Below are 19,880 nucleotides of genomic sequence, written 5' to 3' on the forward strand. Positions count from 1 at the left end.
CAAGCCAGCTCCCACATGTGAACTGTGTACAAACAAAAGGCCCCGTTCGATTGGATCGAGCGGGGCCTTTTTATTTGCAGCGGTTAAGGACGCTTGCGGTTACTGATCAGCGTGCCCACACCGGTATCAGTGAAGATTTCCAGCAGGATTGCATTCGGCACACGGCCATCCAGGATCAGCGAGCTGCCTACACCACCTTGCACTGCTTCCAGCGCGCAACGGATCTTCGGCAACATGCCGCCGTAGATGGTGCCGTCGGCGATCAGGTCGTCTACCTGCTGGGTGGTCAGGCCGGTGAGTACCTTGCCTTCCTTGTCCATCAAACCGGCGATATTGGTCAGTAGCATCAGCTTTTCAGCCTTCAGTGCTTCCGCCACCTTACCGGCTACCAGATCGGCGTTGATGTTATAGGACTCGCCATTGGCGCCCACGCCGATCGGCGCAATCACCGGGATGAAGTCGCCCTTGACCAGCAGGTTGAGCAAATCGGTGTTGATGCCGATCACTTCGCCCACCTGGCCGATGTCGATGATTTCCGGCTGGGTCATCTCCGGCGTCTTGCGGGTCACGGTAAGTTTCTTGGCGCGGATCAGCTCCGCATCCTTGCCGGTCAGGCCGATGGCGCTGCCGCCGTGGCGGTTGATCAGGTTGACGATGTCTTTGTTGACCTGGCCGCCGAGGACCATCTCCACCACGTCCATGGTCTGCGCGTCAGTGACACGCATACCATCGATGAAGTGACTCTCGATCGACAGACGCTTGAGCAGGTCGCCGATTTGCGGGCCGCCACCGTGGACGACCACCGGGTTGATCCCCACGGCTTTCATCAGCACGATGTCGCGGGCAAAGCCGGTTTTCAGCTCGTCGCTTTCCATGGCATTGCCGCCGTACTTGATCACCAGCGTCTTGCCGACGTAGCGTCGAATATAAGGCAACGCTTCGGACAGGACCTTGGCGGTGTTGGCAGCGGCTTCGCGTTCGAGGGTCATTCAGGGCTCCGGGCAAAAAATCAGAACGGTAATTGGAGATCAGGGGCAACACGTTTCAACTGGGCGTGGAACACGTCCTTGATGCGCTGCAACTCGGCCTCGGTATCCGCCTCGAAACGCAGGACCAGCACCGGTGTGGTGTTGGACGCGCGAACCAGGCCCCAGCCTTTGGCGTAATCGACTCGCACACCATCAATGGAGGTCAGGTTGGCGCCTTCACCCCATTGCGCATCGTGCAATGCGTCAATGATGCTGAATTTGCTCTCCTCGGTCACATGGATATTGATCTCTGGCGTAGAAATATCATTCGGGAAGGTCTGAAACAGTTCTTCGGCGGTGGATTTTTCCTTGCTGAGGATCTCCAGCAGACGAGCGGCGCTGTAAATGCCGTCGTCAAACCCGAACCAGCGCTCCTTGAAGAACACGTGGCCGCTCATTTCGCCGGCCAATAGTGCGCCGGTTTCCTTCATTTTCTTTTTGATCAACGAATGACCGGTCTTCCACATTAGCGGGCGACCGCCGTACTCCTTGATCAGTGGCGTCAGGCGGCGGGTGCATTTCACGTCGAAGATGATCTCGGCGTTGGGGTTGCGCGCCACGACGTCACGGGCAAACAGCATCAGCAGGCGGTCGGGGAATACGATCTCGCCGGTTTCGGTCACCACGCCTACGCGGTCACCGTCGCCATCGAAGGCCAGGCCGACGTCGGCGCCCACTTCCTTGACCTTGGCGATCAGGTCCTCCAGGTTTTCCGGCTTGCCCGGGTCCGGGTGGTGGTTGGGGAAGTTGCCGTCGACGTCGCAGAACAGCGGGATTACTTCGCAGTTCAGCGCTTCGAGCAATTGCGGGGCTATCACGCCAGCCGCGCCGTTTCCGCAATCCACCACCACTTTGAGGCGGCGCGCGAGTTTGACGTCGCGGGTGATTTCATCGGAGTAGCGCTGCAGGATGTCGACCTTGGTGATGGTGCCGGTGCCGCTGGTCAGGTCGTTGGTTTTCAGGCGGGTGTGCAGGGCCTGGATCTGTTCATTGGCCAGCGTATCGCCAGCGATGACGATCTTGAAGCCGTTGTAGTCCGAAGGGTTATGGCTGCCGGTGAGCATCACCCCGGATTTACCGGCCAGTACGTTGGCCGCGTAGTACAACGCGGGTGTCGGCACCAGGCCGACGTCGCTGACGTGGCAACCGCTGTCGGCCAGCCCCTGGATCAGTTGCTCGACCAGCTCGGGGCCGGACAAACGGCCGTCACGACCCACCGAGACGTTGGGTTCGCCCTGGGCAAGGCTCTGCGAACCGATGGCGCGGCCGATCCAGTAGGCGGTTTCGGCGGTCAGGGTCTTGGGTACCACGCCACGAATGTCATAGGCGCGAAAAATGCTGTCGGGAAAGGTCGGGGCTACGCGGGCTGCGGTACTCATCGCGGGGGAAACTCCATCTGAAAGGGGGCAAGGCGGGCCTGATGTGGCTGGCCGGCAGGCTCAAACTGAAGGGTATGACGGCGTTTTCGGCAGAGAGTTCGTGGTGTAAAAATGCCATCGGCGCATTGGCGCTAGCATTATTTTTACGTAGTCCTTTGATTTCATTGGAGAAATCTCGATGATTATTTCCGCGCATTCTTCATCCTGAAAAGCCGGGCGGTGGCGCGTGGCCGGACGATTGCATCCGGCCACGTTCAGCTTAGTCAGTGACTGCCGGAATGCCCAAAACCGCCTGCGCCGCGCTGGGTTTCGTCGAATTCCTGCACCAATTCAAAATGCGCCTGCACCACCGGCACCAGGACCAGTTGGGCGATGCGCTCGCCGACGGCGATGTTGAAAGCAGTCTGGCCACGGTTCCAGCACGACACCATCAGCTCGCCCTGGTAGTCGGAGTCGATCAGGCCGACCAGGTTGCCGAGCACGATGCCGTGTTTGTGGCCCAGGCCGGAGCGCGGCAGGATCAGCGCCGCCAGGCCCGGGTCGCCGACATAGATCGACAGGCCGGTCGGGATCAGGATGGTCTGGCCCGGCTCAAGGATGGTGTCTTCCTTGAGCATGGCGCGCAGGTCCAGGCCGGCGGAGCCTGGTGTGGCGTAGGCCGGCAGGGGGAATTCGTTGCCGATGCGGGGGTCGAGGATCTTGGCTTGCAAAGCGTGCATGAAAATTAAACCTGGTTCAGCCGTTGGGCGATAAAAGAGATCAGTTGGCGGGCAATCTTGCCCTTGCTGGTCTGGGCGAAAAGGGTGGCGTGCAGCTCGCGGTCGATCACGCTGCAGGCATTTTCCTCGCTGTTGAAGCCGATGCTCGGGTTGGCGACATCATTGGCAACGATCAAGTCGAGGTTTTTGTCTTTCAGTTTGCGCGCGGCGTAGTCCAGAAGGTGCTCGGTCTCGGCAGCGAAACCGACACTGAACGGACGGTCCGGACGGGTGGCGATGGTGGCCAGAATGTCCGGGTTGCGCACCATTTGCAGGAGCAGGCCGTCGCCGCTTGTAGGGTCTTTCTTGAGCTTTTGCGGGGCTACGACTTCCGGGCGGTAATCCGCCACCGCTGCCGAGGCGATGAACAGGTCACAGGGAATGGCGGCTTCACAGGCCGCCAGCATGTCCCGGGCGCTGACTACGTCGATTCGCGTGACGCGATCAGGGGTCGGCAAATGCACGGGGCCTGTGATCAGGGTCACCCGTGCGCCTGCCTCGACCGCAGCTTCTGCCAACGCAAAGCCCATTTTTCCTGAGCTATGGTTGGTGATGTAGCGCACCGGGTCGATGTTTTCCTGGGTCGGGCCTGCGGTGATCAGCACGTGCTTGCCGGTCAGGGCCAGGTGCTGGAAGCACTCGGCGGCGCATAGCGCAAGGTCGGTGGCTTCGAGCATCCGGCCCATGCCGACGTCGCCACAGGCCTGGCTGCCGGATGCGGGGCCAAACACCTTGAGGCCGCGGCTTTGCAGGAGTTGGGTATTGGCTTGGGTGGCCGGGTCGCGCCACATGGCCTGGTTCATGGCCGGGGCGATCGCGACGGTGGCGTCGGTGGCCAATACCAGGGTGGTCAGCAGGTCATCGGCGATGCCCTGGGCCAGGCGGGCGATCAGGTCGGCGGTGGCCGGGGCGATCAGCACCAGGTCGGCCCATTTGGCCAGTTCGATATGGCCCATGGCGGCTTCGGCCGCCGGGTCCAGCAGGTCGAGGTGAACCGGGTGGCCGGACAGGGCCTGCATGGTCAACGGGGTGATGAACTCACTGCCACCACGGGTCATGACCACGCGCACTTCCGCGCCCTGGTCCAGGAGCCTGCGAACCAACTCTGCGCTCTTGTAGGCGGCAATGCCGCCGCCGACGCCGAGAACGATGCGTTTCCGATACAGACGCTGCATTGGTTTGCCTTTCCAGTTCAGTGATGCCAGTTCAGTGACGCCTGCGATGACCCCTCCCCAGGTGAAATCGCATGCAAAAAAGAGGGCCTACGATAACACAGCGTCTGCCGCGCAACAGCGCAGCAGATACAGACGGAGGTGGGATGAGTATTCGTGATTGGCCCGTGGCGGAGCGTCCACGGGAGAAGCTGTTGGAAGGTGGCGCGGCGAGCCTGTCCGATGCCGAATTGTTGGCGATCTTCCTGCGTACTGGCGTTTCCGGTCGAAGTGCGGTGGATCTGGCGCGTGATCTGCTGGTGCAGTTTGGCGGCCTGCGCCCGCTGTTGGAGGCCAGCCAGGCGCTGTTCAGCCAGCATATGGGGCTGGGGCCGGCGAAGTTCGCCCAATTGCAGGCGGTGCTGGAAATGTCCCGGCGCCATCTGGCCGAACGCTTGCGCGACGACTCGGTAGTGGAGAGCCCGCTGGCTGTGCGTCAATACCTCAAGGCGCTGTTGCGCCATGAGCCTCATGAGATATTCGGCTGTCTGTTCCTGGACTCAAAGCATCGTGTACTGGGGTTCGAGGCGTTGTTTCAGGGCACCATCGACACTGCGATTGTTTACCCGCGGCAGGTGGTCAAGCGTGCCTTGGCTCATAACGCGGCAGCGGTGATTTTGTGCCACAACCATCCCTCCGGGAATGCGGAGCCCAGTGCATCTGATCGCAGATTGACCAAAATGCTGCAAAAGGCGTTGGAAGTGGTGGATGTGCGGGTGCTGGATCACATCATTGTGGGAGATGGTGATCCGCTGTCGATGGCTGAATACGGATGGGTATAGCCACCTCTGTTCCTGTAGGAGCGAACAAGCTCGTTCCTACAGGGAAGGGGTTGCGCCCTAGGGCTTGAGGCTGATTTTCGAATAATCCTGGCGGCCGAACGGGCTTACCTGGTAACCCTCGACATTCTTGCGCGTCAATGCAAACGCCGTCGGGTGCGCCAGCGGCAGCCACAGCGCCTGCTGCTGGATCTGCGCCTGGGCCTGCTGGTACAGCTTGGTGCGTACGCCTTGCTCGCTGGTGGTCTTGCCGGCGCTGATCAACTTATCCAGAGCGGGGTCGCAGTAGCGGGCGAAGTTGGTGCCGGATTTCAGCGCTGCGCAGGAAAATTGCGGGGTCAGGAAGTTGTCCGGGTCGCCGTTGTCGCCGGCCCAGCCCATGAACAGGAGGTCGTGTTCGCCGGCCTTGGCGCGGCGAATCAATTCGCCCCATTCGATCACACGAATTTCAGCCTGGATGCCAACCTTGGCCAGGTCGGCCTGTAGCAGTTGGGCGCCGAGGTTCGGGTTGGGGTTCAGCAGGCTGCCGGTAGGGCGCGTCCATATTGTGGTCTTGAAACCGTCCTTGAGCCCGGCACGTTCCAGCAGCGCCTTGGCCTTGGCCAGATCCTGTGGGTAGCCTGGCAAATCCTTGGCATAGCTCCAGGTATTGGGCGGGTACACACCGTTGGCTGCTTCGGCGGTGCCCTCGAAGACGGCCTTGAGGTAGCTAATCTTGTCAAAGGCCAGGTTGATCGCCTGGCGTACTTCGGGTTTGTCCAGCGGTGGGTGCTGGCTGTTGATGGCGACGAAAGCGGTCATGAAGGCAGCGGTTTTTTCCACCTTCAGCGCCGGGTCTTTTTCGGCTTCGCCTACATCCAGGGGCTTGGGCGACAGGGCAATCTGACATTCGTTGCGATGCAGTTTCTGCAACCGTACGTTGGCGTCCGGGGTGATGGCAAAGATCAAGTTATCCACAGCCGGTTTGCCCGCGAAATAGTCCGGGTTGGCCTTGTAGCGCACCACGGCATCTTTCTGGAAGCGCATGAATACGAACGGGCCGGTGCCGATGGGCTGACTGTTGAGTTTCTCAGGCGTGCCGGCCTTGAGTAGTTTGTCGGCATATTCAGCCGGGTAGATCGAGGCAAAGCCCATGCTCAACGCCGGGAGAAAGGTGGAGTCGGCGTGGTCGAGGGTGAAACGCACCGTCAGCGGATCGAGGGCATCGATCTTCTTGACCAGTGCCGGCAATTGCAGGGACTGGGCGTGGGGGAAGCCGCTCTGGGCGATCTTGTGCCACGGGTTGGCCGGATCGAGCATGCGCTCGAAGCTGAAGCGCACGTCTTCGGCGGTCAGCGTGCGGCTTGGGCTGAAATAATCGGTACGGTGAAATTTCACGCCCGGGTGCAGCTTGAAGGTGTAGGTCAGACCATCGGGGGAAACTTCCCAACTGTCTGCCAGGCTCGGTACCAGCTTGCCGCTGGCCGCATCAAAGTCCACCAGGCGGTTCATCAGCACGTCCGCCGAGGCGTTGGTGGTGGTCAGCGAGTTGTACTGCACCACATCGAACCCTTCGGGGCTGGCCTCGGTGCAGACGCTCAAGTTGGTGGCTGCAACGGCCATCGGTGCGATAAAGAAGGGGGCAAGCAGTAGTGGTAGGGCAGCGAGGCGCATATTCGGTTTCCTGTGCAGATCGAAGGCCCATCTGCGAGTGCAGTCTGGAAAAAGACTACCGTAGAGGTCTGATTGATAAATGACTAGCCCATTTTTGCCTGTGCTTTTGGCCAAAATGCTGTTTTGATGGCGCCTCAGCGCGTTTCGCCGTGCACTTCTCTGTGCCTGCGAGCGCTGTAAATCATTCTGTGCGACGAGCGGTCGGCTGTTACAGCGGCCCCTCCTGGCAGCGGTTCGGGCGTCCGGCACCAAGATTTACGCTGGTAAAAACACACGGGCTGTTGTTGCACTGGGGTCTTTCTGGTATAAAGCAGCGCTCTTTTCTAGGGGCCCGGTTCCTTCGCTTGTAGGTGTAGCCGGTAAGACCCTAAAGAAACGCGGCGCCTGGCGCCAAATGACTGAGAGATTAAGCGGCCAACCCATGCCGGGTTGGGCATGTGGTTTTAGAGGGCTGAGGCATGTCGAGAGTCTGTCAAGTTACCGGTAAGGGTCCGGTGACTGGGAATAACATTTCCCACGCAAATAACAAAACCCGTCGTCGTTTCCTGCCGAACCTGCAGCATCACCGCTTCTGGGTTGAAGAAGAGAAACGTTTTGTTCGCCTGCGTGTATCTGCCAAAGGCATGCGTATTATCGACAAGCGTGGCATCACTGTCGTGCTGGCCGAAATCCGCGCCGCTGGCAAGATCTAAGGAGCTCTATCATGCGTGAATTGATTCGAATGATCTCTAGCGCCGGTACTGGTCACTTCTACACTACCGACAAGAACAAGCGTACTACCCCGGACAAGCTCGAAAAGAAAATGTTCGACCCGCGCGTTCGCAAGCACGTGATCTACAAAGAAGGCAAAATCAAGTAACTGATTTTCTTCCTTGTGAAAAAAAGCCCGTATCTCACGATGCGGGCTTTTTTTTGCCTGGGATTTGCTGATCAGGCTTTCTGCTCGAACACCACGTAGATCTTGCGGCACGCTTCCAGCACTTCCCAGGTGCCCTTGAAGCCAGCGGGGATCACGAAGCGGTCGCCGGCGCGCAAGGTCTTGGCGTTGCCTTCGGCGTCACGCAGTACGGAAACCCCCTGCACAATCTCGCAGTATTCATGCTCGGTATAGCTGACCGTCCACTGCCCGACCTCACCTTCCCATACCCCTGCATTCATCTGGCCGCACGGGCTGTTGTAGTGGTTGTAGATCGTTTGCTCGGGATCGCCCTTGAGGATTTTTTCTGCGGCAGGGCGGTAGCGTTCGGGGGCCGTGTTGGCTTGGCTGAAGTCGACGATATCCTGGATGCTCATGTGCGTGTCCCGTCTGGCCTGCGGTTGGAGAGCCCAAAGTCTATGTTTATTAAAATGAACATCGCAAGGGCGTTTACCGCCGTTATGTCAAATATATTGAAACATCCCCAGCCGCTGGTTTAGGGTGGCAGTTGCCTTGCGCCGAACAGCTGGCTGGCGGGCAAGAATTCTTTGAGGCTGCCGGGGGGACACCCGCCTGGCCCTCTATTCAATAAGAGGAGGACACTCGCATGACCACCCTGACCCGTGCCGACTGGGAACAACGCGCCAAGGATCTGAAGATCGAAGGCCGCGCCTACATCAATGGCGAATACACCGCCGCCGTTTCCGGTGACACCTTCGAATGCATCAGCCCGGTCGACGGTCGTCTGCTGGCCACTGTCGCCAGCTGTGACGCGGCTGACGCCCAGCGCGCCGTGGAAAACGCCCGCGCCACCTTCAATTCCGGCGTCTGGTCGCGCCTGGCGCCGGCCAAGCGCAAAGCCACCATGATCCGTTTCGCCGCGCTGCTCAAGGCCAATGCCGAAGAGTTGGCACTGCTTGAAACCCTGGACATGGGCAAGCCGATCAGCGACTCCCTGAACATCGACGTTCCCGGTGCGGCAAATGCCCTGAGCTGGAGCGGTGAGGCAATCGACAAGATCTACGACGAAGTCGCGGCCACCCCTCATGATCAACTGGGCCTGGTGACCCGCGAGCCAGTCGGCGTGGTCGGCGCCATCGTGCCGTGGAACTTCCCATTGATGATGGCCTGCTGGAAACTCGGCCCGGCGTTGTCCACCGGTAACTCGGTGATCCTCAAACCGTCCGAAAAATCCCCGCTGACCGCCATCCGTATCGCCGCCCTGGCCGTCGAAGCCGGCATTCCAAAAGGCGTGTTCAACGTATTGCCAGGCTATGGCCACACGGTGGGTAACGCCCTGGCGGTGCATATGGACGTGGATACGTTGGTGTTCACTGGCTCCACCAAGATCGCCAAGCAACTGCTGATCCGCTCCGGCGAATCGAACATGAAGCGTGTGTGGCTGGAGGCGGGCGGCAAGAGCCCTAATATCGTGTTTGCCGATGCGCCGGATCTGCAAGCCGCCGCCGAATCTGCGGCCAGTGCCATCGCCTTCAACCAGGGTGAAGTCTGCACTGCCGGTTCGCGCCTGCTCGTGGAGCGTTCCATCAAGGACACCTTCCTGCCGCTGGTGATCGAGGCGCTCAAAGGCTGGAAGCCGGGCAACCCACTGGACCCAGCCACCAACGTGGGTGCGCTGGTGGATACGCAGCAGATGAACAACGTGCTGTCCTACATTGAGTCCGGTCATGCCGACGGTGCCAAACTGGTCGCTGGCGGTAAGCGCACACTGGAAGAAACCGGTGGCACCTACGTCGAGCCAACTATTTTCGATGGCGTGACCAATGCCATGAAGATCGCTCAGGAAGAGATCTTTGGCCCGGTCCTGTCGGTGCTCACTTTCGACAGCGCCGAAGAAGCCATCGCCATTGCCAACGACACCCAATACGGCCTGGCCGCAGCGGTATGGACGGCGGATATCTCCAAGGCGCACCTGACGGCCAAGGCCCTGCGTGCCGGCAGCGTCTGGGTTAACCAGTACGACGGCGGCGACATGACCGCACCGTTTGGTGGTTTCAAGCAGTCGGGTAATGGCCGCGACAAGTCGCTGCATGCGTTCGACAAGTACACCGAGCTGAAGGCGACCTGGATCAAACTCTAAGCAGCACTGCAGGCCAAATGTGGGAGGGGGCTTGCCCCCGATAGCTGGGTGTCAGCCACTGCATGTGGTGACTGGCCCACCGTTATCGGGAGCAAGCCCCCTCCCACACTGTTTTGTGCGACCCCGTAAATTATCCACAGGAGCGTGGCAATGCGTTGGGCGACTTATTTCGCCGTGCTGGCATCGGTACTCAGCGTTGGCCTGGCCTTGGGCGTGAGTATGCCGTTGGTATCCCTGCGTCTTGAAGGCTGGGGCTACGGCAGCTTCGCCATTGGCGTGATGGCGGCGATGCCGGCATTCGGCGTATTGCTGGGTGCCAAGGTCTCCAGCCGAATGGCGTCCTGGCTCGGCACTGCCAACCTGATGCGCCTGTGCCTGTGGGCCGGGGCGCTGTCTATCGGTTTGCTGGCGATCCTGCCCAGCTACCCGGTGTGGCTGGTGCTGCGGTTGATGATCGGGGTGATCCTGACCATCGTATTTATCCTGGGTGAAAGCTGGATCAACCAACTGGTGATCGAGCAGTGGCGCGGCCGCCTGGTGGCGCTGTATGGCTGCACTTATGCCTTGAGCCAGCTGTCGGGACCCTTGCTGCTGGGCCTGATGGGCACCGATCATGATTACGGGTTCTGGGTGGGCGTCGGCCTTTTGGTAGTGGCGCCGCTGCTGTTGCTGGGGCGATCCGGGGCGCCGACGGCTGATGCGTTCAGCGTCACGTTCAGCGAGCTGTGGCGCTTTTGCCTGAGCTTGCCGGCGATTGCCTGGGCGGTGGCGTTATTCGCCGCATTCGAAGCGATGATTCTGACGCTGTTGCCGGTGTACTGCCTGCAACAGGGCTTCACTGCCGAGATTGCCTTGGCGATGGTCAGCACAGTGGTCGTGGGTGATGCGCTGCTGCAATTGCCCATTGGCGCCCTGGCCGATTACTTGCCGCGCCGCACGTTGTTCCTGGGGTGTGCGCTGCTGTTGCTGGCGTCGAGCCTGGCGGTGCCGTTGTTGATGCACACACTGCTGATCTGGCCGGTGTGGGTGCTGTTCGGCGCCAGCGCGGGTGGGTTGTTTACCCTGTCGCTGATTTTGATTGGCGAGCGCTACCGTGATGATGCGTTGGTGCGTGCCAACGCCCACGTGGCGCAGCTGTGGGGCATTGGCTGCCTGATCGGGCCGCTGGTGGCGGGTGCGGGCAGCCAATGGGTCAGCGGTCATGCACTGCCATTGCTGATGGCGGCGGGGGCGTTGGGGCTGGTGGTGCTGTTGCTGCGCCAAGGGGCGTTTGGAGCAGCGCAGCCTGCCTGAACTTCTTTGGCTTAAAGCATACGTTCCAGGCCAACTGACGTGGCGAACCAAGCATTGAAACGGCGCCACCAACTGCCGGGCTCGCGGGTCAGGGTGTGCAATTGCCCGTTGTCCTCGGTGACCCACACCACATTGCCATCCTGCAATTTCGCCTCGTAGCTCAGCGTCGGCGCCATACCTTCCAGCGCCAGGTTGCGCACATGCTCCGCCAGTTCAGGGCTGTCCACCAGCACGCCGACTTCGGTGTTCCACAGCACCGAGCGCGGGTCGAAATTGAACGAGCCGATAAATGACTTCTCGCGATCGAAGATCATTGCCTTGCTGTGCAGGCTCGAATCGGAGCCGTAGAGGCTGCCTCGACGAAACAGGTGCGGGCCACTGCTGGCACTGGGGTCGCCTGGTTGTCGGCGCAGCTCATAAAGTTTGACCCCATGCTCCAGCAGTGCCTTGCGATAGGGCGCGTAACCGCCGTGCACGGCCGGTACGTCAGTGGCTTCAAGGGAATTGGTCAGCAGGCTCACTGACACCCCTGCGTCGGCCCGACCTGTCAGGTACACCAGCCCGGGCGACCCCGGAACGAAGTACGCCGAAATCATGATCAGTTCACGGCTGACCCCTTCCAGCTCCGGGGCCAGTTGGGTGGTGAGCAGCAACTGCGGGTCCGGATCAGCCTTGGCCAGCACCTTGCTCGGTGCGTCCCACAGCGCCTGATTCCAGGCCCAGATCAGCTCACGGCGCCAGATGTCCATACGTGGTCGGGTCTGGTAGGTACGCAGGCGGTTATACAGGGCGTGGTTCTGCTGACGCGATTGCGCCAATGAAGCTTCCAGGCGCCCGCGGGCGACGGCCAGATCGATTTTGGAGGGCATCTTCGAGACAAACTCATCAATAGGTTTGCTCAGTGCGCTGTTCCAGTACTGATCGAAACTGTGACCCAGTTGCTCTGCCACCGGTCCGACGCTGAGCATGTCGATATCGGTGAAGTTCAGGTTGGGCTCGGCGTCGAAATATTCGTCCCCCAGATTGCGCCCGCCCACAATGGCCACGCTGTTATCCGCCAGCCACAGTTTGTTGTGCATGCGCCGATGTTGCAGCGACAGGTTGAATACACGGCCCATGGCGCGTGTAACGCCGGTGCTGCGGCCCAAATGCAGGGGGTTGAACAGGCGAATTTCGATTTTGGGGTGGGCGGCGAGGGTGGCGATGATTTGGTCGAGGCCGTCGCTGGTGGTGTCGTCCAGCAGGATGCGCACACGCACACCGCGGTCGGCGGCCTTGAGCAGTTCGTCCACAAGCATACGCGTGCTGATGCCGTCGTGAACGATGTAGTACTGCAAATCGAGGCTGGATTGGGCGTTGCGGATCAGCTCGGCGCGAGCCATGAAGGCTTCACTGCTGTTGGGCAGCAAGCGAAAACCCGAGCGCCCTTGGTGCGGCGCCGCCTGGGCCTGGATCGAGCGACCGAACGAGGAGCCGTTCGCCGGCAGGGCATCGCTGGGAATACGCGGTGTGTCGACCGTGGCGCAGCCGCCCAGGGCCAAGGTGCCCAACAGCAAAAACGGTAATAGCCGTCGAATTATCAAGGGAGCTGCTTCCAGGTCAGGGCGGTTATCGATATATGACGGCCTTTTCCGGCGAAAGGTCAGTGCAGCGTCTCTGCCAGCATCTTGAGCGCGGCGGCGCCGACCTTGCGCACCGCTTCTTCAATCTGCGGGGTTGGCTTGGCGGCGTAGTTCATACGCAGGCAGTTACGGTATTTGCCGGAGGCAGAGAAGATGCTGCCTACGGCCACTTGTACGCCTTGTTCCACCAACACGCGATTGAGCTTCAAGGTGTCGAAGCCCTCCGGCAGTTCGATCCACAGCAGGAAGCTGCCTTGGGGCCGACTGGCGCGCGTGCCTGCCGGGAAGTAGCGGCTCACCCAGTCGAGCATCAAGTCGCGATTGCGCTGGTATTGCGTGCGCATCCGGCGCAAATGCGGTTCGAAATGGCCGTTTTTGAGAAATTCGGCAATCGCAATCTGTGGCTGGGTGGCGGTAGAGCCGGTGCTGATGTATTTCATGTGCAACACCCGGTCCAGATAGCGCCCCGGCGCCACCCAGCCAATACGTAACCCGGGTGCCAGGGTTTTCGAGAATGAGCTGCAGAGCAGCACGCGGCCATCGTCATCGAAGGATTTAATGGTGCGCGGGCGTGGGTAGCTGTAGGCCAGTTCGCCATACACATCGTCTTCGATGATTGCCACGTCATAGCGCTGCGCGAGTGTCAGCAGTGCGCGTTTGCGCGCCTCCGGCATGATGTAGCCCAACGGGTTGTTGCAGTTGGGCGTGAGCTGGATGACTTTGATCGGCCACTGTTCCAGCGCCAGTTCCAGCGCTTCCAGGCTAATGCCGGTGATCGGGTCGGTGGGGATTTCCAGGGCTTTCATGCCCAGGCCCTTGAGGGTCTGCATGGCGCCGTGGAAGCTGGGCGAGTCCACCGCAACAATATCGCCGGGCTCGCAGATCGCCCGGATGCTGGCCGACAGCGCCTCATGGCAGCCGGTGGTGATCACAATGTCTTCAGCGGTCAGTTGGCAGCCGGAGTCCAGCGACAGTCGAGCGATTTGCTCGCGCAATTCCATACAGCCAAGGATGTTGTCGTAATACAGGCCCGGCAGATCCTGGCGACGACTCACCCGCGCCAGGCTGCGCAGCAAAGGTTTCAGGGTGGGTGACAATACATCTGGCATACCACGGCCCATCTGTATGACGTCTTTGCGGGGTACCGCGCGAATCAGCTCAAGCACCTGGTCCCACTGGGAGATCTCTACCGGCCGTTGGGCCGGGCGGCCTACCTCGGGCAGGGCCGGCAGCTCGCGACCGGCGGGTACAAAGTAACCGGACTTGGGCTTGGGCATTGCCAGGCCGTTGTCTTCCAGCAACCGATAGGCCTGCTGCACGGTACTCAGGCTGACCCCGTGCTCCACGCTCAAGGCTCGCACCGAGGGCAAGCGATCGCCGGGGCGATAGAAGCCTTGTTCGATGCGAGTGCCGAGCAATTCAGCGAGGTTGACGTAAAGGGTCATGGCGGCCGCTCCTGATAGACCAGTACAGATAGAGTGAAAATACAGGATTCAGCCATCCATAGGCAGTATCTGTATGGATTTAATAAAAACAGGCTGGATCTGTAATGGTTTTGCCCGTGCCCCCATCCTAGTCACTCAAGGCAACAAGCCAACGAGGGGCAGCAAAATGAACGGCATGAGCGATGTGCGGCTGGCGCTACACAGCCAAGAACTGGAAGCAGGGCAGCAGCGGGCAACGACTGCGCCTGTCGGCAGCCGCTGGAGCCTGTTCTGGCACCGTCGTCACACGCGCAAGGCGTTGCTTACGCTGACCCGCGAGCAGCTGCTGGACGTGGGTTTGACCGCTGAACAGGCGCGCCAGGAAGGCCTGAAGCCGTTCTGGCGCAGTTGATCACACCAGTTCTTTGAGGCGGTGCCAGAGCATCCCCAGCGCCAGCAGCGGTGAACGCAAGTGTTTGCCACCGGGGAAGGTGATGTGCGGCACCTGAGCGAACAGGTCGAAACGCCCCTGCTGCTGGCCGCTGATGGCTTCGCCGAGCAACCTGCCCGCAAGGTGTGTGGCATTCAGGCCATGACCCGCGTAAGCCTGGGCGTAATACACATTGGGTTGATCCGCCAACCGGCCGATCTGCGGCAGGCGGTTGGCGCCGATGCCGATCATGCCGCCCCATTGGTAGTCGATCTTCACGTCGGCCAGTTGCGGGAATACCTGCAACATTTTCGGTCGCATATAGGCGCCGATATCCTTGGGGTCGCGTCCGGAATAGTGGCAGGCGCCGCCGAACAACAGGCGGCGGTCGGCGGACAGGCGGAAGTAGTCCACCGTCACGCGCTGGTCACACACGGCCATGTTCTGCGGCAGCAGGCGGGTCGCTTGGGCTTCACTCAAGGGCTCGGTGGCGATGATGTAGCTGCCGGCCGGTAGGACCTTGCCACTCAACTGCGGGTTGAGCCCATTCAGGTAGGCGTTGCAGCACAGCACCAGGGTCTTGGCACGTACGTGGCCCTGGGCGGTGTGCACCTTGACTTCGGGGCCGTAGTCGATGCGCGTCACTTCAGACTGCTCGAACAACTTCACGCCCAACTGCTGCGCGGCGGCCGCCTCGCCCAGCGCCAGGTTCAGTGGGTGCAGGTGACCAGAGCCCATGTCGATCATGCCACCCACATAGCGCTCGGAGCCGATCACGCTGCTCATCTGGCTGGCTTGCAGCAGGCGTACCTCGTGGCGGTAGCCCAGGCTGCGCAGTTCTTCGGCATCTTGCGCCAGGCCCTGCAAATCACGGGGTTTGTTGGCCAGGTCGCAGTAGCCCCAGGTCAGGTCGCAGGGGATCTGGAAGCGTTCTACGCGGTCACGCACGATCTCCACGGCTTCCAGCCCCATCAGCTTCATCTGGCGCACGCCGTCACTGCCGATCACGGACGCGAACTGATCCAGCCCGTGGCCGACGCCGCGAATCAACTGGCCGCCATTACGCCCGCTGGCGCCCCAGCCAACCCTGCGCGCTTCCAGCACCACCACGCTGAAGCCGCGCTCGGCCAGCTCCAAAGCCGTGTTGAGCCCGGAATACCCCGCGCCAATCACGCATACATCGGCGCGCAGCTCGCCTGTCAACGCCGGGTACTCGGGGTGCGGCACGCTGCTGGCGGCGTAGTAGGACGCGGTATGCCGGGCGCTGGCGGTCATGGGGAGCCTCCCTGTTTGGAAAATTTGACGCAGGATACAGCGGTCCGATGAAGCTGTCTGCGCGCTGCGTTTTGCGTCAGAATCCACGCCTATTCGCCGTTGGGTATGTGTATCGATGAGTTGCAACAGTCAGAAAGTCAGCGCGCTGCGCAGACAGATTCCTTCATTTGAATGTGTTCCGGGTTGCCATGACTGCTGTGGGCCGGTGACCACTTCGCCTGAGGAAATGTCGCGCCTGCCACGCAAGACGGCCGCCGAGCAGGAGGCCGCCATGGATGAGCTGAACTGCGTGCACCTGGGGCCCCATGGGTGCACGGTGTATGACGAGCGGCCACTGATCTGTCGCCTGTTCGGCACCACCAAGACCTTGCCATGCCCCAATGGGCGCCGACCGGTTGAGCTGATTCATCCGCGGGTCGAGAAGCAGATCCATGAGTACATGGCGAGTACCCGGCAAGTGCTGGTCTGACTGAGTCAATCGGGGATCGGCAGGTTCAGGCTCTCCTTCACCTCTTCCATCACGATATAGCTCTTGGATTCGCGCACATGGGGCAACTTGAGCAGGATATCGCCGAGCAACTTGCGGTACGAAGCCATCTCCGAGATACGCGCTTTCACCAGGTAGTCGAAGTCCCCTGATACCAAGTGGCACTCCAGCACATGAGGCAGTTTCAGCACGGCGCGGCGAAATTCCTCAAAGGTGTCGCCAGACTTGTAATCCAGGCTGATCTCGACAAATACCAGCAGGCTGCCTTTCAAATGCTGCGGGTTGAGCCGCGCGTTGTAGCCCATGATGATCCCTTCGCGCTCCAGGCGCCGCACCCGCTCGGTACAGGGAGTGGTGGACAGCCCGACCTTTTCCCCCAGCTCTGTGAACGAAATGCGCCCGTCGGTTTGCAGGATGCGCAGGATATTGCGGTCGATCTTGTCCAGCTCCCGCTTGGTCTGGGTGTTGGTACGCATAGGGGATACGCCTCTGTGAAAAGGGTTTTTGCCAAGAATTGTCGCCAAATATAGGCATTTATATAGTGAAATGCACTGGTGATTGTTTTTTACACTGCGTCCATCATTGCTCGAATAACACACGTCAGCGGCTAAGCCCGTGATGAGGATATAAAAATGCGCGTTCTGGTCTTGGGTAGCGGTGTCATTGGGGTGACCAGTGCCTACTATTTGGCGCGGGCCGGCTTCGATGTCGTGGTGGTCGACCGTCAGCCTGCCGCTGCCATGGAAACCAGTTTCGCCAACGCCGGCCAGGTGTCCCCTGGCTACGCCTCGCCATGGGCCGCGCCGGGTGTGCCGCTCAAGGCTATCAAGTGGTTGCTGCAGCGCCACGCGCCGCTGGCGATCAAGGCAACCGCCGATGTCGATCAATATCTGTGGATGGCGCAGATGCTGCGCAACTGCACGGCCAGCCGCTATGCCGTGAACAAGGAGCGCATGGTGCGCCTGTCCGAGTACAGCCGCGACTGCCTCGACGAATTGCGTGCCGAGACCGGCATTGCCTACGAAGGCCGCAGCCTCGGTACGACCCAGCTGTTCCGCACCCAGGCCCAACTTGACGGTGCCGCCAAGGATATCGCGGTGTTGAAAGAGTCCGGCGTGCCGTTCGAATTGCTCGATCGCGCTGGTATTGCCCGTGTTGAACCGGCCCTGGCCAGCGTTACGGATATCCTCGCCGGTGCTTTGCGGCTGCCGAATGACCAGACGGGCGACTGCCAGATGTTCACCACGTGCCTGGCCGAGATGTGCAAGCAGTTGGGCGTGGAGTTCCGTTTCGAGCAGGACATCCAGCGCCTCGATTACGCCGGTGATCGCATTAACGGCGTGTGGATCGACGGCAAGCTGGAAACCGCCGACCGCTATGTACTGGCCCTCGGCAGTTACTCGCCGAAGCTGCTCAAGCCCCTGGGGATCAAGGCACCGGTTTACCCGCTCAAGGGCTACTCGCTGACCGTGCCGATCACCAACCCGGCAATGGCGCCCACCTCGACCATTCTCGATGAGACCTACAAGGTCGCGATCACCCGTTTCGACAACCGTATTCGTGTCGGCGGCATGGCTGAAATAGCCGGTTTTGACCTGTCGCTGAATCCACGTCGACGTGAAACTCTGGAGATGATCGTCAACGACCTTTATCCTCAGGGCGGCGATTTGGCCCAAGCCAGTTTCTGGACCGGTCTGCGTCCGACCACACCCGACGGCACGCCGATTGTCGGTGCTACCCCATTCAAGAACCTGTTCCTGAATACCGGTCACGGCACGCTCGGCTGGACCATGGCCTGTGGCTCTGGCCGCTTGCTGGCCGACCTGATGGCAAAGAAAACGCCGCAGATCAGCGCCGCCGGCCTCGATATTTCCCGTTATGGCAATCACCAGGAGTCTGCACAACATGTCAATCCAGCGCCAGCTCACCAATGAGCGCATGAGCCAGATCGTGGTTCACAGCGGTACCGTGTATCTGGCCGGGCAAGTCGGCGACGACCTGAGTGCCGGGATTGAACAGCAGACCCGTGAAACCCTGGTCAATATCGAGCGTTTACTGGACCTGGCCGGTACCGACAAGTCCAGGTTGCTGTCGGTGACCATCTACCTGAAGGATATTGACGCCGACTTCGCCGGCATGAACGCGGTGTGGCACAAGTGGCTGCCCAAAGGCGTCGCTCCGGCCCGTGCCACGGTTGAAGCCAAATTGTGCGAGCCGCAAATCCTGGTAGAGCTGTCCGTCGTGGCGGCGCTGCCTTAGCAACGATCCCTCTCCCGGCGCCGACGTTGTTGGTCGGCACCGGTTTTTCTTCACCTTGCTGCCTAGAAGCCTGCCGCCATGCGTCCAGCCCGTGCCCTGATCGACCTTCAAGCCCTGCGCCACAACTACCAATTGGCCCGTGAAGTCACGGGGGCCAAGGCGCTCGCCGTGATCAAGGCCGATGCCTACGGCCATGGTGCCGTGCGTGTGGCCCAGGCACTGGAAACCGAAGCCGACGGGTTTGCCGTGGCGTGCATCGAGGAAGCCCTGGAACTGCGTGCCGCCGGCATTCGCGCGCCGGTGCTGTTGCTGGAAGGCTTTTTTGAGGCGGACGAGTTGCCGCTGATCATCGAACAGGATTTGTGGTGTGTTGTGCATTCGTTGTGGCAGCTTGAGGCCATCGAACAGGCCAAACTGAGCAAACCGCTGACCGTGTGGCTCAAGCTGGACTCGGGCATGCACCGTGTCGGCTTGCATCCCAAGGATTATCAAGAGGCGTACCAGCGTCTGCTGGCCAGCGGCAAAGTCGCGAAGATCGTGTTGATGAGCCATTTTGCCCGCGCCGATGAGCTCGATTGCGTCAGCAGCAACGAACAAGTCACGGTATTCGAAGCAGCTCGCCAAGGCTTGGCTGCCGAAGTCAGCCTGCGTAACTCCCCGTCTGTATTAGGCTGGCCAGGCGTGGCCAGCGATTGGGTACGCCCAGGCATCATGCTCTACGGCGCAACGCCATTTGGCGAAGACCAGGCCTTTGCCGCACGATTGCAGCCGGTGATGACCCTGGAGTCCAAAATCATTTGTGTACGCGAACTGCCGGCTGGCGAACCCGTGGGCTATGGCGCCAGGTTTGTCACGCCCAAGCCGATGCGCATCGGAGTGGTTGCCATGGGCTATGCCGACGGTTACCCCCGCCACGCGCCAACCGGTACGCCGGTGCTGGTGGCGGGCCAGCGCAGCCAACTGCTGGGGCGCGTGTCCATGGACATGCTGTGTGTCGACCTCACCGACTTACCCCAGGCGGGCCTTGGTTCAACCGTGGAGTTGTGGGGCAAGAACATCCTCGCCAGTGACGTCGCCACTGCTGCCGATACCATTCCCTACCAGATTTTCTGCAACCTGCGCCGGGTGCCAAGGCTCTATTGCGGCGCTTGATGGCCGGATACGAATGCAGCTGCCCGGGATTTAGGCCCAAGTGTTGTAAATACTGAACGCTGTCGCCATGATAACGCTCAATTACAACAAAGCCTGAATCCTAGGAGGCTCCT

General features: G+C 60.7%; 19 protein-coding genes and 1 pseudogene. 10 read left to right on the plus strand and 10 right to left on the minus strand.

All coding sequences use genetic code 11. The features are described 5' to 3' along the window. Positions 1–83 precede the first annotated feature (83 nt). From argB to coaBC, 4 genes and pseudogenes are all read right to left on the minus strand, one after another. Positions 84–989, minus strand: coding sequence for an acetylglutamate kinase (gene argB / locus E4O97_RS02035; RefSeq protein ID WP_003213275.1), 906 nt, complete (start codon positions 987–989; stop codon positions 84–86). A gap of 20 nt (positions 990–1,009) precedes the next feature. Next, positions 1,010–2,422: pseudogene (locus E4O97_RS02040) on the minus strand (phosphomannomutase/phosphoglucomutase); the annotation flags it as partial. A 248-nt stretch (positions 2,423–2,670) separates the two neighbouring features. Next, positions 2,671–3,126: a dUTP diphosphatase gene (gene dut / locus E4O97_RS02045; RefSeq protein WP_005792483.1), complete on the minus strand. Its 456-nt coding sequence runs from the start codon at positions 3,124–3,126 to the stop codon at positions 2,671–2,673. Positions 3,127–3,131: 5 nt separating this feature from the next. Continuing rightward, entirely contained in the window at positions 3,132–4,340 is a 1,209-nt protein-coding gene (coaBC, locus tag E4O97_RS02050; RefSeq protein WP_015886530.1) for a bifunctional phosphopantothenoylcysteine decarboxylase/phosphopantothenate--cysteine ligase CoaBC, read from the minus strand. Between the two features lie 143 nt (positions 4,341–4,483). Between coaBC and radC the strand changes: the two genes are divergently transcribed. Then, a complete protein-coding gene (gene radC, locus E4O97_RS02055) occupies positions 4,484–5,158 on the plus strand; it encodes a DNA repair protein RadC (protein ID WP_216090481.1) in 675 nt (224 codons plus the stop codon). 57 nt (positions 5,159–5,215) lie between these two features. Here the strand turns inward: radC and E4O97_RS02060 are convergent, their stop codons facing one another. Beyond that, the gene (locus E4O97_RS02060) at positions 5,216–6,808 is read right to left on the minus strand and encodes an ABC transporter substrate-binding protein (protein ID WP_248160795.1); all 1,593 of its coding nucleotides are present in this window, start codon (positions 6,806–6,808) and stop codon (positions 5,216–5,218) included. A 458-nt stretch (positions 6,809–7,266) separates the two neighbouring features. Here E4O97_RS02060 and rpmB point away from each other — a divergent pair, with 458 nt between their 5' ends. Continuing rightward, the gene (gene rpmB, locus E4O97_RS02065; RefSeq protein WP_003176907.1) at positions 7,267–7,500 is read left to right on the plus strand and encodes a 50S ribosomal protein L28; all 234 of its coding nucleotides are present in this window, start codon (positions 7,267–7,269) and stop codon (positions 7,498–7,500) included. 11 nt (positions 7,501–7,511) lie between these two features. Further along, entirely contained in the window at positions 7,512–7,667 is a 156-nt protein-coding gene (gene rpmG / locus E4O97_RS02070; protein ID WP_003176906.1) for a 50S ribosomal protein L33, read from the plus strand. Between the two features lie 71 nt (positions 7,668–7,738). Here the strand turns inward: rpmG and E4O97_RS02075 are convergent, their stop codons facing one another. Continuing rightward, the gene (locus E4O97_RS02075) at positions 7,739–8,101 is read right to left on the minus strand and encodes a cupin domain-containing protein (RefSeq protein ID WP_032878723.1); all 363 of its coding nucleotides are present in this window, start codon (positions 8,099–8,101) and stop codon (positions 7,739–7,741) included. Between the two features lie 230 nt (positions 8,102–8,331). Here E4O97_RS02075 and E4O97_RS02080 point away from each other — a divergent pair, with 230 nt between their 5' ends. Both E4O97_RS02080 and E4O97_RS02085 read left to right on the plus strand, forming a co-directional pair. After that, a complete protein-coding gene (locus E4O97_RS02080) occupies positions 8,332–9,825 on the plus strand; it encodes an aldehyde dehydrogenase (protein WP_032878725.1) in 1,494 nt (497 codons plus the stop codon). Positions 9,826–9,975: 150 nt separating this feature from the next. Continuing rightward, positions 9,976–11,118: an MFS transporter gene (locus tag E4O97_RS02085; RefSeq protein WP_032878726.1), complete on the plus strand. Its 1,143-nt coding sequence runs from the start codon at positions 9,976–9,978 to the stop codon at positions 11,116–11,118. Positions 11,119–11,129: 11 nt separating this feature from the next. Here the strand turns inward: E4O97_RS02085 and E4O97_RS02090 are convergent, their stop codons facing one another. Both E4O97_RS02090 and E4O97_RS02095 read right to left on the minus strand, forming a co-directional pair. Next, a complete protein-coding gene (locus E4O97_RS02090) occupies positions 11,130–12,698 on the minus strand; it encodes a phospholipase D family protein (protein WP_081883358.1) in 1,569 nt (522 codons plus the stop codon). A gap of 62 nt (positions 12,699–12,760) precedes the next feature. Next, positions 12,761–14,185: a PLP-dependent aminotransferase family protein gene (locus E4O97_RS02095; RefSeq protein WP_103734160.1), complete on the minus strand. Its 1,425-nt coding sequence runs from the start codon at positions 14,183–14,185 to the stop codon at positions 12,761–12,763. Between the two features lie 166 nt (positions 14,186–14,351). Here E4O97_RS02095 and E4O97_RS02100 point away from each other — a divergent pair, with 166 nt between their 5' ends. Continuing rightward, a complete protein-coding gene (locus tag E4O97_RS02100) occupies positions 14,352–14,576 on the plus strand; it encodes a DUF1127 domain-containing protein (protein WP_078822630.1) in 225 nt (74 codons plus the stop codon). On the opposite strand, the gene E4O97_RS02105 is transcribed toward E4O97_RS02100, so the two are convergent. Further along, positions 14,577–15,869: an FAD-binding oxidoreductase gene (locus E4O97_RS02105; protein WP_216090479.1), complete on the minus strand. Its 1,293-nt coding sequence runs from the start codon at positions 15,867–15,869 to the stop codon at positions 14,577–14,579. 115 nt (positions 15,870–15,984) lie between these two features. Between E4O97_RS02105 and E4O97_RS02110 the strand changes: the two genes are divergently transcribed. Then, complete coding sequence (locus E4O97_RS02110) at positions 15,985–16,338, plus strand: YkgJ family cysteine cluster protein (protein WP_005792472.1); 354 nt, start codon at positions 15,985–15,987, stop codon at positions 16,336–16,338. A 5-nt stretch (positions 16,339–16,343) separates the two neighbouring features. Here the strand turns inward: E4O97_RS02110 and E4O97_RS02115 are convergent, their stop codons facing one another. Further along, a complete protein-coding gene (locus E4O97_RS02115; RefSeq protein WP_003176896.1) occupies positions 16,344–16,832 on the minus strand; it encodes an Lrp/AsnC ligand binding domain-containing protein in 489 nt (162 codons plus the stop codon). 156 nt (positions 16,833–16,988) lie between these two features. Between E4O97_RS02115 and dadA the strand changes: the two genes are divergently transcribed. From dadA to alr, 3 genes are all read left to right on the plus strand, one after another. After that, on the plus strand, positions 16,989–18,290 hold the full coding sequence (gene dadA / locus E4O97_RS02120; protein WP_248160796.1) for a D-amino acid dehydrogenase: 1,302 nt from the start codon (positions 16,989–16,991) through the stop codon (positions 18,288–18,290). Continuing rightward, entirely contained in the window at positions 18,262–18,615 is a 354-nt protein-coding gene (locus E4O97_RS02125) for a RidA family protein (RefSeq protein WP_248160797.1), read from the plus strand. Before dadA ends, E4O97_RS02125 begins: the two co-directional genes overlap by 29 nt. A gap of 78 nt (positions 18,616–18,693) precedes the next feature. Further along, on the plus strand, positions 18,694–19,767 hold the full coding sequence (gene alr, locus E4O97_RS02130) for an alanine racemase (RefSeq protein WP_005792469.1): 1,074 nt from the start codon (positions 18,694–18,696) through the stop codon (positions 19,765–19,767). The last annotated feature ends 113 nt before the right edge of the window (positions 19,768–19,880 follow it).

Source organism: Pseudomonas sp. W15Feb34 (assembly GCF_023127765.1).
Taxonomy (GTDB): domain Bacteria; phylum Pseudomonadota; class Gammaproteobacteria; order Pseudomonadales; family Pseudomonadaceae; genus Aquipseudomonas; species Aquipseudomonas synxantha_A.